This is a genomic window from Thiosocius teredinicola, from assembly GCF_002009425.1.
Taxonomy (GTDB): domain Bacteria; phylum Pseudomonadota; class Gammaproteobacteria; order Chromatiales; family Chromatiaceae; genus Thiosocius; species Thiosocius teredinicola.
Map to the genome: position 1 here is coordinate 3,378,185 of NZ_CP019936.1, position 14,602 is coordinate 3,392,786.

At 62.9% G+C, this 14,602-nt stretch carries 10 protein-coding genes; 7 read left to right on the plus strand and 3 right to left on the minus strand.

Annotation, left to right across the window (positions count from 1 at the left end; translation table 11 throughout):
- The first annotated feature begins 8 nt into the window (after nucleotides 1-8).
- From B1781_RS16000 to B1781_RS16030, 7 genes are all read left to right on the plus strand, one after another.
- A complete protein-coding gene (locus B1781_RS16000) occupies nucleotides 9-1,097 on the plus strand; it encodes an ABC transporter ATP-binding protein (protein WP_078120616.1) in 1,089 nt (362 codons plus the stop codon).
- A gap of 63 nt (nucleotides 1,098-1,160) precedes the next feature.
- The gene (locus B1781_RS16005; RefSeq protein ID WP_164513424.1) at nucleotides 1,161-3,833 is read left to right on the plus strand and encodes a PD-(D/E)XK nuclease family protein; all 2,673 of its coding nucleotides are present in this window, start codon (nucleotides 1,161-1,163) and stop codon (nucleotides 3,831-3,833) included.
- A complete protein-coding gene (locus B1781_RS16010) occupies nucleotides 3,826-7,224 on the plus strand; it encodes a UvrD-helicase domain-containing protein (protein WP_125932128.1) in 3,399 nt (1,132 codons plus the stop codon). Before B1781_RS16005 ends, B1781_RS16010 begins: the two co-directional genes overlap by 8 nt.
- Before the next feature lie 54 nt (nucleotides 7,225-7,278).
- Complete coding sequence (locus tag B1781_RS16015) at nucleotides 7,279-7,515, plus strand: hypothetical protein (protein ID WP_078120619.1); 237 nt, start codon at nucleotides 7,279-7,281, stop codon at nucleotides 7,513-7,515.
- Nucleotides 7,516-7,566: 51 nt separating this feature from the next.
- Complete coding sequence (locus tag B1781_RS16020; RefSeq protein WP_078120620.1) at nucleotides 7,567-10,305, plus strand: cation-transporting P-type ATPase; 2,739 nt, start codon at nucleotides 7,567-7,569, stop codon at nucleotides 10,303-10,305.
- 115 nt (nucleotides 10,306-10,420) lie between these two features.
- Nucleotides 10,421-10,900 (plus strand): Hsp20 family protein, encoded by a 480-nt coding sequence (locus B1781_RS16025; protein ID WP_078120621.1) that lies wholly within the window; start codon nucleotides 10,421-10,423, stop codon nucleotides 10,898-10,900.
- 66 nt (nucleotides 10,901-10,966) lie between these two features.
- A complete protein-coding gene (locus B1781_RS16030) occupies nucleotides 10,967-12,325 on the plus strand; it encodes a DegQ family serine endoprotease (protein WP_078120622.1) in 1,359 nt (452 codons plus the stop codon).
- Nucleotides 12,326-12,341: 16 nt separating this feature from the next.
- Here the strand turns inward: B1781_RS16030 and B1781_RS16035 are convergent, their stop codons facing one another.
- From B1781_RS16035 to B1781_RS16045, 3 genes are all read right to left on the minus strand, one after another.
- Entirely contained in the window at nucleotides 12,342-12,773 is a 432-nt protein-coding gene (locus B1781_RS16035; protein ID WP_078120623.1) for a hypothetical protein, read from the minus strand.
- Between the two features lie 92 nt (nucleotides 12,774-12,865).
- Nucleotides 12,866-13,660: an SDR family NAD(P)-dependent oxidoreductase gene (locus B1781_RS16040; protein WP_078122099.1), complete on the minus strand. Its 795-nt coding sequence runs from the start codon at nucleotides 13,658-13,660 to the stop codon at nucleotides 12,866-12,868.
- A 62-nt stretch (nucleotides 13,661-13,722) separates the two neighbouring features.
- Complete coding sequence (locus B1781_RS16045) at nucleotides 13,723-14,598, minus strand: pirin family protein (protein ID WP_078120624.1); 876 nt, start codon at nucleotides 14,596-14,598, stop codon at nucleotides 13,723-13,725.
- Nucleotides 14,599-14,602 lie beyond the last annotated feature (4 nt).

Below are 14,602 nucleotides of genomic sequence, written 5' to 3' on the forward strand. Positions count from 1 at the left end.
AGAAAGCAATGATAAAAACGCAACCCGCCAGTCTTGAAATCAGACGTCTCGACGTCAACGTCGCACAACGCGAGATCCTCCACGATGTGAACCTCAATGTCCTGCCCGGCGAGATGTGCGTCATCCTCGGCGGCAACGGGGCCGGCAAGACGGCCCTGCTGCGTGCCTTGGCCGGGCTCGAAGAGACGGTTGCGGGCGAGATGTGGATCGACGATCGCGAGATCACGCAGACGGCGCCGAACAAGCGCGGCGTCGCCATGATGTGCCAGACCTTTCCGCTGTGGCCGCACATGTGTGTGTTCGAGAACGTCGCCTTCGGCCTGCGCCAACATCACCTGTCGCGCAGCCAGATTCACGAGCACGTCGAACGCGAACTACAGGCGGTGGGGTTGTCCGAGTTCCTGTACCACCTGCCTTCGCAGCTGTGGCCGAGCCAACGCCAACGGGTCGCGCTGGCGCGTACGCTGATCGCCAAGGCAGACGTTGTGTTGTTGGACGAACCGCTCAGCGAACAGGACCCGAAACTGCGCAGCCAACTGCTGCGGCTGTTGAAGAAACAACAGCAGCAGTCCGGGGCAACGATGTTGCTTGCAACCCAGGAACGTGAAGAGGCCATGCGCATCGCCGATCGCATCGCGATCATTCACGACGGCAGAATCCAGCAGGTCGGCACGCCGATCGATCTATACGATGCGCCGCGCAACCGCTTCGTCGCCGAGTACCTGGGCGGGACCAACCTGCTCGATGGCGAGATCGAGTACGCCGGTGACCAGCCGCTGTTCCGCGCTGCCAACGGCATGGTGATCCCGCTGTTCGACGAGGCCTACAAGCGCCCCCGCAAAGGGTCTGCGATGTTCCGGCCGAACGATCTACATATCGTCAGTACCGAACAGCAGCGACCCGGCGAACAGATCCGCTTCACCGGCCGCGTCGACCAGGCCGAATTCCTCGGCGACAGCATGCGCTACTGCATCGACCTCGCAGGCGATCTGGTGTGGATGGATCTGCCGCGCACTGCCGGTCAACCGCAGCTGCATATCGGCGATCAACTGGTCGTCGGCCTGGACGCAAGCAAGATCCGGATACTCGAACACTGAGCAATCAATCCGGCCCGGTGTTCTGTTAGCCTAGGCCGACATGCACCGCCTATCGGATCCATCGTGACCTGGACGCTTGCCGACCTCGACGGCAACACGACCCTGCTGACCGTCAACAACCGCCTGGCCGTCGAGCTGCGCGCACGTTACGACAGGCTGCAGTCGGAATCCGGGTTGCGCGTCTGGCCCTCGGCCGACATCCTGCCGTGGAACGCCTGGCTGACGCGTTGTTACGAGCACTTGCTCGATAGCGGCTTCACCAGTGCCGACCTCCTGGATGCCAACCAGGAACGCCTGCTCTGGGAAAACATCGTCGAACAATCCAGCCGCGCGCAGAATCAACCCCAGCTGCTGCGCGCCGCGGCCGCTGCCCGCCAGGCACAGGCAGCCCATCTGCTGATCGCCGACTGGCAACTCGACGAGGCCCGGCTGAAGTCGAGTGGCGGCGAAGAACTGTCGACCTTCCTCGAATGGCGCGAACGGTTTCAAACCGCATTGAGCGAGCACGCACTGATCAGTGCGGCTGCGCTGCTGCCACTGATTACCGCCGCCTTCGACGAACAGGTGCTGAACTCACCTGCACGACTGGTCTACAGCGGCTTCGATACCTTGTCGCCCGCACAACAACAGTTGTTCGAGCGATTGCGTCAACGAAACACCGAGATCGTCGAACACCTCGAACCGGCGCGAACATTCGAACGCACTCGCCTCACCGCCGACGACAGCGAAGCTGAGATACGACTGGCCGCGCAATGGGCCAAACAACGGCTGGCGAGTGATGCCAATGTGCGCATCGGCATCGTGTCGCCGCGGATCAGCGAGCAACGACAAGACCTGCAGCGCATCTTCGCCGAGACACTGACGCCGCAGCACTATCTCGCCACAGGCGGCGACGCGCAGGCGCTGTTCAACCTGTCGCTGGGTGAACCGCTGGACGAACGTCCGCTGGCGGCTCATGCATTGCTCGCGCTGACGTTGCTCACCCGCGAGCACGCGCTGAACGACATCGGGCAGTTGCTGCGCAGCCCATTTCTCGGCGGCTATGCGTCCGAATGGGAGAACCGCGCCCTGTTCGATGCGGCATTGCGCGATGACGGTCTACCGCGCATCAGCGTGGAGCGCCTGCAGTTTCGTTTGGGCGGTTTTGACGTCACGGATTACAGACACTGCGCAGACCTGCTGTCTCGTCTGGCCAAGCTCGTCGAGTTTCATGACCAGCTGCCGAGACGCTGCTCGCCCAACCAATGGGTCGGCCATCTTCAGGCGCTTCTCGGCATACTCGGCTGGCCCGGCGAGCAGACGCTCGACAGTCACGAGTATCAACAACACGAACGCTTCAAACGCGTCTTCAGTGAGTTCGCAGCACTCGGCAAGGTACAGCCGTCGATGAGCCTGACGGATGCGCTTACGCAGCTGCGGACGCTCACGCACGATACCGTCTTCCAACCGCAGTCACCGGCAACACCGATCCAGATACTCGGCGGCCTCGAAGCGGCCGGCATGGATTTCGATGCAATCTGGTTGCTGGGTCTCGACGATCAGACCTGGCCGGCATCACCGCAACCCAACCCGCTGCTACCGGCGGCCTTGCAACGCGAACTCGACATGCCGAATGCGTCGGCGTCACGCGAGCTCGCGTTCGCCCGACGACTCACCGAACGTCTGTGCCACAGCGCCCCGTTGGTCATTGCCAGCCACGCCCGTCAGTGCGGCGATCGCGAGCAGCGCGCCAGTCCGCTGATCAGGGATTGGCCGTCGATCGACGCCAGTGAACTCGTCGGCGACTTACGCGCTAGCTTGCGCGATGCCTGCGCCCAGCACGACGGCCTGCTGCCATTGCCCGACAAGGCCTTGCGACGCCCGCCCAGCGAACAGCGCGGCGGCGCGGCCTTGCTCGCCGCACAGGCAAACTGCCCATTCCAAGCGGTCGCACGTTTTCGCCTCGCTGCGCGACCCTTGGCCGAGGCCTCGTTCAACGTCGATGCCGCCATCGTCGGCAACCTGGTGCACGACCTGTTGCAGCGCGTTTGGCAGCAACTGCACGACTCGGCAACGCTCGCACAGCACGACGACGCATCGCTGCGCGATCTCATCGTGCCACTCGCCCAGGCCACGCTGGCAGACCTGGGACGGCGGCGACCCGACCTGTTCTCACCACGCTTTCAGGCCATCGAAACGCAACGTTTGACCCACCTACTGATCGACTGGTTGAACAGCGAACGCTCGCGCAGTCAGCCATTCTGCGTCGAGCAACTGGAGCAATCGCAGCTCGTCGAACTCGGCGAGCTGCGCCTGCACACGCGCACCGACCGCATCGACCGACTGGCCGATGGCACGCTGGCGGTGATCGACTACAAGACCGGGCGGCAGGTGAACAACAGCGGTTGGTTCGATGACCGCGTCACCGAGCCGCAGGTGCCCTTGTACTGCCTGCACAGCGACGGCGAGGTCAGCGCCGCCCTGCTGGCGCGCGTGCGTCGCGACCAGGCCGGCTGCAGCTTCGTCGGTGTCAGTCGCAATGAAGGATTCGCGCAGGGTGTCATCACACCGCAGAATTACGAAGAGGAAACCGACTGGTCGACCCTGCTGGACCACTGGCGATGGGCCCTGGCAAATCTTGCCGACGAGATCCGGCACGGCCGCGCCGATGCAACACCATCGCCCCAGGCGTGCAGCTATTGCCCGTACGGCGACCTGTGCCGGGTTCAGGAGATGCTCGGAGAAGACGATGCCTGAAGTGCACGTAGCCGATCAGGATCAGCGCAGCCGCGCGCTAAACATCGACGACTCGTTCATCGTGCAGGCGCCGGCCGGCTCGGGCAAGACAGAGCTGCTGACCCAGCGCTATCTGCGGCTGTTGGCGATCGTCAAGCACCCGGAAGAGATCTACGCGATCACCTTCACCCGCAAGGCCGCTGCCGAGATGCGCAACCGCATCGTGGCGGCGCTCGAGCTGGCACGTAGCGATGAGCCGGACGAAGCGCACCGGCGAACGACCTGGGCGCTGGCGCGCGATGTGTTGGCGCGCGACACCGAACTCGATTGGCAGCTGACCGACAACCCCAACCGCCTGCGCATCCAGACCTTCGACAGCCTGAGCCACGCGCTGGCGCGCCAGATGCCGTTGCTCAGCGAGTTAGGTGCAGCCCCCGCAACCACCGAGCATGCCGAACCGTTCTACCAGGCCGCCGCCCGCGCTACGCTGCGCATGCTCGACGAGCCGGCGCTGGGCGATCACATCGAGCGCCTGCTGATCCACCTCGACAGTCGCCAGGAACAACTCGAGACACTGCTGTGCCGCATGCTGTCGCGGCGTGACCAATGGCTGACGCACGCCTTGTCGTCGCCGGACGGTGAGACGATCGAAGACGCCCTGCGCGACGCCGTCACCGATCACCTGGCGAGGTTGATCACTGCGTGTCCCGCCGACTGGTTGCATCAACTCGCGCTCCTTGCGCAACAGGCCGCATTGAACCTGCGCAAGGCCGACAGCGCAGCGTCGTCACCGTTGGCACCGTGGGCCGACGATGACACGCTGCCCACACCCGGCTGGCCGGATCTGGCAAAGTGGCTGGGTCTTGCCGAACTGCTGCTGACGGCGCAGAACGAACCGCGCAAAAGCTGGACCAACAAACAAGGCTTTCCGGCGCCCAGCGAGAAAGGCCTGGATGCCGATGCCAAGCAGGCTCGCACACAAGCAAAGCACGACATCAAGTCACTCGCCGCGCGGTTGACCGACGATCACGAGCTGTTGCGCCTTTGGGCTGGTGTGCGCAGCCTGCCACGACACGGACCCGACGCCGCGCAACAACAGGTACTGCGCAGCCTGTTTCATGTACTGCTGCATGCTGCCGCCGAACTGCAACTGGTCTTTGAAGAACACGGCGAGGTCGACTTCGTCGAGATCCAGTTGCGCGCGCAACGTGCACTCGGTGACCCGGAAGCGCCGACCGATCTGGCCCTGGCGCTCGATTATCGTCTACAGCACCTGCTGGTCGACGAGTTTCAGGACACCTCAAGCAGCCAGTATCGGCTGCTCGCGACGCTGACCGCCGGCTGGCAGAACGACGATGGTCGTACGCTGTTCGCGGTTGGTGATCCAATGCAATCGATCTACCGCTTCCGCGAAGCCGAAGTCGGCCTGTACCTCGCAGCGCGTGAACACGGCATCGGCCAATTGAAACTGCAGCCGCTGACCTTAAGCGTCAACTTTCGTTCGACCCGCGGCATCGTGGACTGGGTGAACGACGGTTTTCCCACGGTTCTGCCGGCAACGACCGACGTCGGCCGTGGCGCTGTCCCCTACTCACCTGCGACTGCCTTCGCCGACGGCTCGGCAGACGAAGATGGCGAAGCGGTACAGATACACCCTCACGTTGGTGACGATCGCCAGGCCGAGTCAGCACAGGTCGTCGAACTCATTCGCCAGGCATTGCGCCAGACCGACGATGGACAGGTCGCCGTGCTGGCACGCGCGCGCAGTCACCTCTATCCAATCGCCGATGCATTAAGGTGCGCGGGCGTCGGCTTTCAGGCGGTCGACGTGTTTCCACTGGGACAGCAACCGGTCGTACGCGATCTGCATGCCTTGACCCGGGCGCTGCTGCATTCCGCCGACCGACTCTCCTGGCTGGTTGTTCTGCGTGCACCCTGGGTGGGCATCGAACTGAACGATCTGCTGGTGCTGGCCGAGTCGTCGAACCGCAGCATGCCGGCGCGGCTAAGGGACCAGGCCTTGCGCAGTGCGCTGAGCACCGATGGTCGGCGGCGCATCGAACGTCTATTGCGCCTGCTCGACCCGCAGCTGCCGGCACGTGGGCGCAGGCCCCTGCGCCAATGGGTCGAATCGATCTGGTTGTCATTGGGCGGCCTGGCCGCCGCCGGCAGCAACGCCGATGCCGATGCCCAGGCCTACCTGCAACTGCTAGACCAACATGAGCAGGCCGGCGGGCTGCTGGATTTCGCCGTACTCGACGATGCCCTGGACAGCCTATATGCATCGCCGGACACCCAGGCCGACGGCCGGGTACAACTAATGACCATGCACAAATCGAAGGGCCTGGAGTTCGATACCGTCATCCTGCCCGGGCTGGGTCGCAGTACCCGCGGCAACAACAGCGAATTGCTGTATTGGTTGGAGCGCACCGCCGATGACGGCAGCAGCCAATTGCTGATGGCGCCGATCCGTGCCGCCACGCAAGACCACGAGCCGATCTCGGACTACCTGCGCGACCTCGATAAAGACAAGGATCGCCTGGAGCAGGCGCGTCTGCTGTACGTCGCGGCAACCCGCGCCAAGCGCCGCCTGCACCTGCTGGGTCATCTCGCCGTCAGCAACAAGGGCATCGCCGAGAAACCAACTTCCGGTTCTTTGCTGGAAAAGCTGTGGCCGGTTGTGCAACCCGCGTTCGAAGAGCTGCAACAGCCGCCGAGTGTTGCCGACGTCGAGGATATCCCGCTACAGGAACTCAAGCGCCTGCCAGCCGACTGGCAGGTCTCGTTCAACAGCGAACCTACCGCTGCGTCGGCGGCGACGGCGTCAACCGAGCAGCCGCAGGCGATCGAGTTTTCATGGGCCGGCGATACTGCGCGCCACGTCGGCACCCTGGTTCACCGCTACCTTGAACGCATCGCCAACGAAGGACTCGCACACTGGCCCGTGGAACGCATCGACGCGATGACTGCCACGGTGCGTCGCGGCTTGAGCAACTTGGGCGTCGACGCCGAAGAACTCGAGCGCGCTACCGACAAGACGCTGCGCGCCTTGCGCCAGACGCTACACGATGAAACCGGCCGCTGGATATTGGGCGATCATCCAGAAGCTGCCTGCGAATGGCCGCTGACGGTACGCGCCGAACGTATCGCCCACTACGTGATCGACCGCACCTTCGTCGATGACCAGGGCATTCGCTGGATCATCGACTACAAGACCGGTGAACATCTCGAGGACGACCGCGATGCCTTCCTCGACCAGGAACTCGAACGCTACCGCGCGCAGCTCGAAAACTACGGCCAGATTGTTCACCTGCTCGAGCAACGCCCGATCCGCCTGGCGCTGTACTTCCCGTTGTTCGCCGACTGGCGGGTATGGGATTACGCGCCGGATGCCATGGAAACCCCCGTGTAAAGCCACGGCAGGCCGCCGGCTGCGCGGCTATCGGGCCGGTGTTACTATCAAGCCATGCCACACGTCATTGTTGACCCGGAATCCACTTCGCTGCAGGAGCGGTTTGCGCTAATCAAGACGCCGCGCAAATCGCGCAAACGCTATCCCGAAGGTTGCGTCGACATCGTTGCAACAGAGCAGGCGGCAAAAGACGCCGCCGACAGCGCCCACAACCTGCACCCGGCCGTGGTCTACGGGCCATCAGTGTCGTCGGAAAGCCAGCGCATCTATTACCTGGTCCGCTGGCTCTGAATTACCGTCGCCGGTCGCCGACCGGCCCAAGTCGAACGAGCCAAGCGCATCATGGCTGTTGTATCGGACAATGCCCCACTCACGCCTCACTGGCATGCGATGCCGGTCGAAGCCGTATTGACCGAGCTGGACACGCGTGCCAGCGGCCTGACCGGGCAACAGGCACGAGAGCGTCGCGAACAATGCGGTCCGAACCGGCTGCCTGAGGCAAAATCGCGCAGCCGCTTGATGCGCTTTCTCGCCCAATTTCACAACGTGCTGATCTACGTGCTGCTGGTGGCCGGTCTGGTGACCCTGCTACTGCAACACTGGGTGGACGCCGCGGTGATTATCGGTGTGGTCATCGTCAACGCGGTGATCGGTTACGTGCAGGAGGGCAAGGCAGAAGACGCTCTGTCGGCCATCCGCAACATGCTGTCTGCCCGCGCGCTGGTGTTGCGTGACGGCACCCGCATAACGCTCGATGCCGAAGACATCGTACCGGGTGACATCGTTCCGTTGCAGGCCGGCGACAAGATCGCTGCCGACGTGCGCCTGCTGCAGGCCAAGGGATTGCGCATCGACGAGGCCGCGCTCACCGGCGAATCGGTGCCGGTCGAGAAGACCGTGACACCCTGCGCCGAACACGCAGTACTCGGCGACCGTGTGTGCATGGCGTATTCGGGCACCTTGATCACCGCCGGACAGGGTGTCGGCGTCGTCACCGCCACCGGCGCGCGTACCGAACTCGGATTGATCAGTGCGCTGGTCGCGCGCGTCGAGCAACTCACTACCCCCTTGTTGCGACAGATGGCCAGCTTCGGCCGCTGGCTGACGCTGGCCATCGTGTTGATCGCGGCCATCGCGTTCGCATTCGGCATTGCCGTACACGGCTATACCGCTGCCGAGATGTTCCTCGCCGCGGTCGGGCTCGCGGTTGCAGCCATCCCCGAAGGCCTGCCGGCGATCATGACCATCACGCTCGCCATCGGTGTACAACGCATGGCGGCCGCCAATGCCATCATCCGTCGTCTGCCGGCGGTCGAAACGTTGGGGACCGTCTCGGTGATCTGTTCGGACAAGACCGGCACACTGACACGCAATGAAATGACAGTGCGCACGCTGATGCTGCCCGACGTGCAACTGGATATCAGCGGCAGCGGGTACGACCTGCGCGGCGCTTTCACGGCGGCGGACAAAGACTACGACGTGGCGGCGCACGAAGGCGCAATGCAGATGCTGCGCGCCATGTTGTTGTGCAACGACGCAGACATCGTGCAGGACGAAGAAGGTCAGCATATCCAGGGCGACCCGATGGAGGCGGCGTTGTCCGTCGCGGCCATCAAGGCCGGGCTCAATCCCGTGCTGACCGGCCGACAATGGCCCAGGACCGACCTCATCCCGTTCGATGCCGCGCACCAGTTCATGGCGACCCTGCACCACAGCCACGACGGCGAATCGATTGTGTTGATCAAAGGCGCACCGGAACAACTGCTGAAACGCTGCAGCCATACGTGGTCGGTGCAGGGAGCCATACCGATCGCTATCGAAGCCTGGGAACGGCATGTCGAGAACCTCGGCTCGCAAGGCTACCGTGTGCTCGCCATCGCCGAGCGCCGGCTCGATCAGCATCCCGTCGAACTAACCTTTGCCGATGTGGAAGATCGGCTGGTTCTGCTCGGCCTATGCGGCCTGATCGATCCACCGCGTGCGGCCGCGATCGAGGCAGTCGCGACCTGCCAACAGGCAGGCATACGGGTCAAGATGGTCACCGGCGACCATCGGGTGACCGCCGGGGCAATCGCCCGCCAGGTCGGCCTGCAGAACACCGATGAGATATTGAGCGGCAGCCAACTCGAAGAGATGGATGACGCGACCCTTGCAGAGCAGGTGGAACGCGTCGACATCTATGCGCGCGTCAGCCCGGAGCACAAACTACGCCTGGTTCAGCACCTGCAGGCCCACGGCCGCGTAGTTGCGATGACCGGCGACGGCGTCAACGATGCCCCGGCATTGCGTCGTGCCGATGTCGGTGTGGCGATGGGACGCAGCGGCACCGAGGTAGCCAAGGACTCGGCCGAGATGGTGCTCACCGACGACAACTTCGCGACCATCGTCAATGCGGTCAAGGAAGGCCGCACGGTGTATGACAATCTGCGCAAGGCGATCCTGTTCATACTGCCGACCAACGGTGGCGAGGCATTGGTGATACTGACCGCGATTCTGTTAGGCGTCGAACAGTTTCCATTGACCCCGGTGCAGATACTGTGGGTGAACATGATCACCGCGGCTACGCTCGCCTTGGCATTGGCTTTCGAACCGCCCGAACACGGCATCATGCAACGTGCACCGCGCGACCCGCGCGAACCGGTGCTCAGTCGGCTGTTTCTATGGCGTATCCTGTTCGTTTCGTTGATCCTGGTCGTCGGCACATTCGGCCTGTTCATGTGGGACATGCAGGCCAACGGCAGCGTCGAGCATGCACGCACGATTGCGGTCAACACGCTGGTGATGTTCGAGATCTTCTACCTGTTCAACTCACGCTACATCGTGCACTCGGTGCTGAACGCGCGCGGCCTGCTCGGCAATCGCTACGTGCTCGGGGCAGTCGGCCTGCTGGTACTGTTTCAACTCGCCTTCACTTACCTCCCCGTGATGCAATCACTGTTCGGCACGACGTCGATCGACCTGCAGACCTGGGCGCTCATCACGCTGGTCGCGTCGTCGGTGCTGTGGCTGGTGGAGCTTGAGAAAGCCGCCGTGCGCCGGTACAAAAAACCTCCCTCCTCGCAGGCAAATCCGCCCTCTTGAATCCCGGCAAAGCGCCCCTATGTCTGGGCCAACGGACGCCGAACGGGTCCGCACAACGGCGGTTCTTTGAACGCCAAACCAACCTTTGTTGCTTGATTGAAGAGGACAAAACACCATGAACGCATTTGATTTTTCGCCGCTTTTCCGCACCGCCATCGGTTTTGACCGTCTCGCCGACGCGCTTGAAACCGCCAACCGGGCCGACGCGGGCGGCTACCCTCCCTACAACATCGAGTTGACCGGTGAGGATCAATACCGAATCACCATGGCTGTTGCCGGTTTCAGTGCCGATGAGATCGACATCGAAACGCGCAACAACCTGCTCAAGGTAACGGGCAAGAAGAAGGCCGACGTCGCCGATCGCAAGTTTCTGCATCACGGCATCGCCAAGCGCAACTTCGAGCGCACCTACCAGCTTGCCGATTACGTGCGCGTGAACGGCGCTGAACTCAAGGACGGCCTGCTGCATGTCGACCTCGCACGTGAAGTGCCCGAGGCAATGAAACCGCGCCGCATCGAGATTCGCGGCCAGGACGACCGACTGATCGAAAGCCAGGTGGATAACACCGACAAGGTCGATACCAAAGTCGCATAATCAAACCTGTCCCCAACGTATCCCCCGGTATCTCTGCCGGGGGATCTCTGTGTTGACGAAGTAGCCATGCGAACCATCACACGACTACTGACATCGCTTGTTCTTATTGTCGGCACGCTGCCGACCTATGCCGCGCTGCCTGCCGCGGTAAACGGCGAACCCCTGCCGAGCCTGGCGCCGATGCTCGAGAAGGTGACGCCCGCAGTGGTCAACATCTCGACCGTGAACCTGATGCGCGCCGAAGACCATCCCTTGATGCGCGACCCTTTCTTTCGCCGCTTTTTCGAACTGCCCCGGGAATCGCAGCGTAAGCGCAGCCAGAGTCTGGGCTCGGGCGTGATCGTCGATGCCCGCCGCGGCTACGTGTTGACCAACAATCACGTGATCGAAAAAGCCGACGAGATACGCGTGACGCTGCACGATGGCCGTGAGCTGGTCGCCGAACTGCTTGGCGCCGACCCGGAAACGGACGTCGCCCTGTTGCGCATCCCGGCCGAAGACCTGACCGCCCTGCCCATCGCCGATTCCAACGAGCTGCGGGTCGGCGATTTCGTGGTCGCCATCGGCAATCCGTTCGGACTGACGCAGACCGTGACCTCCGGCATCGTCAGCGCACTCGGCCGCAGCGGGCTCGGTATTGAAGGCTTCGAAAATTTCATTCAGACCGACGCGTCGATCAACCCGGGTAACTCAGGCGGCCCACTGGTCAATCTGCGCGGCGAACTGGTCGGCATCAATACCGCAATCCTGGCGCCCAGTGGTGGCAACGTCGGCATCGGTTTCGCCATCCCGGTCAACATGGCCGAGGCAATCAAGCGCCAAATCGTCGAGTTTGGCGGCATCCAGCGTGGCACCTTCGGCATCACGGTGCAGAACCTGACCCCGGACCTGGCGCGAGCGCTGAAGCTACCGTCACAGACCCGCGGTGCGGTCGTCAGCGGTGTCGAACCGGGCTCGGCAGCGGCCGACGCGGGCCTGCGGGCGGGCGACCTGATCACCCGCATCAATGAGCAGGCGATCATCACGGCCACCGACCTGCAAACGCAGCTTGCCTTGATGCGTGTCGGTCAACGCGCTGAACTCGACGTCTACCGCGACGGCCGCAAGCGGCGCTTCACCGCACAGATTGCCGACCCGTTCAAAGACTATGTCGACGGTGAAGACATCTCGCCCCAGTTCCGCGGTGCACTGCTCGGCGAGGTGGTCGACGATTCGAGTCTCGGCACCAATCCGGGCATCGCGGTCGGCCGCGTGCGTGAAGACAGCAATGCGTGGAACAGCGGGCTGCGCGAAGGCGACGTGATCTTTCAGATCAACCGTTCACGCACCCGCACACTCGACGACCTCGAAGAGGCTGCCGACGGGCGTGTTTATCAGATCAAATTGCGCCGCGGTGAGCGACTGGTAACCCTGGTCTCGCGCTGACGCCGCGTTGCTGGCGTCACAGACCCTTGGGGTTGCCGTCGACACTGTCGAGCAAGGTCGAGATGTGTTTGCCTTTCTTGATCATCGTGTAGCTGCCGTCCGCCTGCTCATACAACAGGAAACACAGCGGTTTGATGCGGCCGGACCACAGTATGCATAGCCGATCGCTGTCATCGACGAACCAAACGCCTTCGCGTTTGGCACCATCTTCATGCATCAGGCGTACGAAGCGACCGTCGTCCGAGAAATAGTTGGTGCACAGACTCTGATCCTTCTCCTTGCGGCATTCGGCGGTCTTGTCATTGACCAGCAAGACGAGGCTCTCCCTGTCGAGCGGCTGCGGGCCTGCGGTCTGCGATGGTGGCGCGTCGGCCTTGTGCGTCGCACAGCCACCCAACAGCATCATCGAACAAGTCAGTATCGCAGCAGCACGCGTGCACACGTTCATCGCCTCTCCTCGCTCCTTTCGACATCGAGGGTCAAGGGTAAGCGAAACAGCACACCGCTGCGAGGGCCTGCGGTGCGCCGCCATGACCTGGGTCAGGCGATCGAACGCACAACCCCGCCATCGACGCGCAAGGCAGCACCCGTGGTTGCCGATGCCCTCGCGCTACACACATAGGCAACCATCGACGCCACCTCGTCGACATCGGCGAAGCGTTGGATCACCGACGACGGCCGCGCGTGCGCGAAGAACTCCCTCTCGACGGTTGCCACGTCGGTGCCCTGCTCGCTTGCGAGTTGCGCAACAAACCCACCGACACCTTCCGACGAGGTCGGGCCGGGCAACACGCTGTTGACTGTCACACCGGTGCCGGCGAGTGACTCCGCCAGACCGCGGGCAACGGCCAGCTGCGCCGTCTTGGTCACACCGTAATGGATCATCTCGCTCGGAATCTGCAGGCCCGACTCGCTGGAGATGAACACGATGCGACCCCAATCGCGCGCCCGCATACCTTCCACATAGTGACGTGACAGACGCACACCGCTCAGAACATTGACCTCGAAGAAGCGCTGCCAATCCTCGTCGGTGATCGCTGCAAACGCCTTGGGCTCAAAGATGCCGAGATTGTTGACCAGGATATCGACGTCGCTCAACTGCTCGATCAGCAGGTCGCAACCCTTGCGATCTCCAAGATCGGCGGCGATACCATCGACCCTTGCATCGGCTACCGCATCCTTGATCGCGGCAATCGCTGCATCGACGCGTGCCTGTGTTCGACCATTGACGGTGACGTGCGCGCCATCCATCGCCAGTGCTTTCGCGATCGCCAGTCCGATGCCGGCCGTCGAGCCGGATACAAAGGCGCGCTTGTTGGCTATACCCAGATCCATATTGTTCTCCCGATAATTCAGATCGCTCACGCAGGCCGACGTGCGGCCTTGCATGGAGCGGTTCAGAAGCGACCCGCTTCGTAGTCTTCATACGCCTCGCGAATCTGCGCTTTGGTGTTCATAACGAACGGACCACCGCGCGCCACCGGTTCATTCAGTGGCTTACCGGCAACCAGCAGTACACGCGCCGCTTGATCGCGGGTAGCGACGGCTACTTCATCGCCGTGCGACAACACCGCCAGGCTGTCACGTCCCAGGCGCTGCTCGCTGTCATCCATATCGTGCATGTCGACCTCACCATCGATGACATAGATAAAGGCGTTGTGATCACGCGGCAACGTCTCGCTGAATGCCGTGTTTGCCGGCAGTTCGACATCGAGATACAAAGGCTCGGTCAACGGCTGCGCAACGGGCCCGCGCGTGCCTTGCGACGTCTCTCCGGCAATCACGTGCACCAAGATGCCAGAGTCCCTTTGCTCAACGGGTATCTGCGCCGCCGGATATTCCTGGTAGCCGGGCGCATCCATTTTGTTGTCGGCCGGCAGGTTCACCCATAGCTGGAAACCTTCGAGCAGGCCGTGCTCCTGCTCCGGCATCTCGGAATGCACGATACCGCGGCCGGCGGTCATCCATTGCACGCCACCGCTCTCGATCACACCTTCGCGCCCGGTACTGTCGCGGTGTCGCATGCGGCCGGCCAACAGATAGGTGACCGTTTCGAAACCGCGGTGCGGATGCGGTGGAAAACCGGCGATGTAGTCGCCCGGCTGGTCCGACCGAAACGCATCGAGTAACAAAAAAGGATCGAGCATGGGCAATGCCGGCTGGGCGATGACCCGGGTCAATCGCACACCGGCGCCGTCCGACGTCGGCATACCCTTGACCACACGCGCTACCTTGCGCCGACTGGTTTGGATCTGCTGAGCTGAATTGTGCATTGCG

What these genes read in the sequence shown, in the direction of transcription:
- B1781_RS16000 (WP_078120616.1), top strand. Translation starts at nt 9, where the DNA reads ATGATAAAAACGCAACCCGCCAGTCTTGAAATCAGACGTCTCGACGTC.
- B1781_RS16010 (WP_125932128.1), top strand. Translation starts at nt 3,826, where the DNA reads ATGCCTGAAGTGCACGTAGCCGATCAGGATCAGCGCAGCCGCGCGCTA.
- B1781_RS16015 (WP_078120619.1), top strand. Translation starts at nt 7,279, where the DNA reads ATGCCACACGTCATTGTTGACCCGGAATCCACTTCGCTGCAGGAGCGG.
- B1781_RS16020 (WP_078120620.1), top strand. Translation starts at nt 7,567, where the DNA reads ATGGCTGTTGTATCGGACAATGCCCCACTCACGCCTCACTGGCATGCG.
- B1781_RS16025 (WP_078120621.1), top strand. Translation starts at nt 10,421, where the DNA reads ATGAACGCATTTGATTTTTCGCCGCTTTTCCGCACCGCCATCGGTTTT.
- B1781_RS16030 (WP_078120622.1), top strand. Translation starts at nt 10,967, where the DNA reads ATGCGAACCATCACACGACTACTGACATCGCTTGTTCTTATTGTCGGC.
- B1781_RS16035 (WP_078120623.1), bottom strand. Translation starts at nt 12,773, where the DNA reads ATGAACGTGTGCACGCGTGCTGCTGCGATACTGACTTGTTCGATGATG.
- B1781_RS16040 (WP_078122099.1), bottom strand. Translation starts at nt 13,660, where the DNA reads ATGGATCTGGGTATAGCCAACAAGCGCGCCTTTGTATCCGGCTCGACG.
- B1781_RS16045 (WP_078120624.1), bottom strand. Translation starts at nt 14,598, where the DNA reads ATGCACAATTCAGCTCAGCAGATCCAAACCAGTCGGCGCAAGGTAGCG.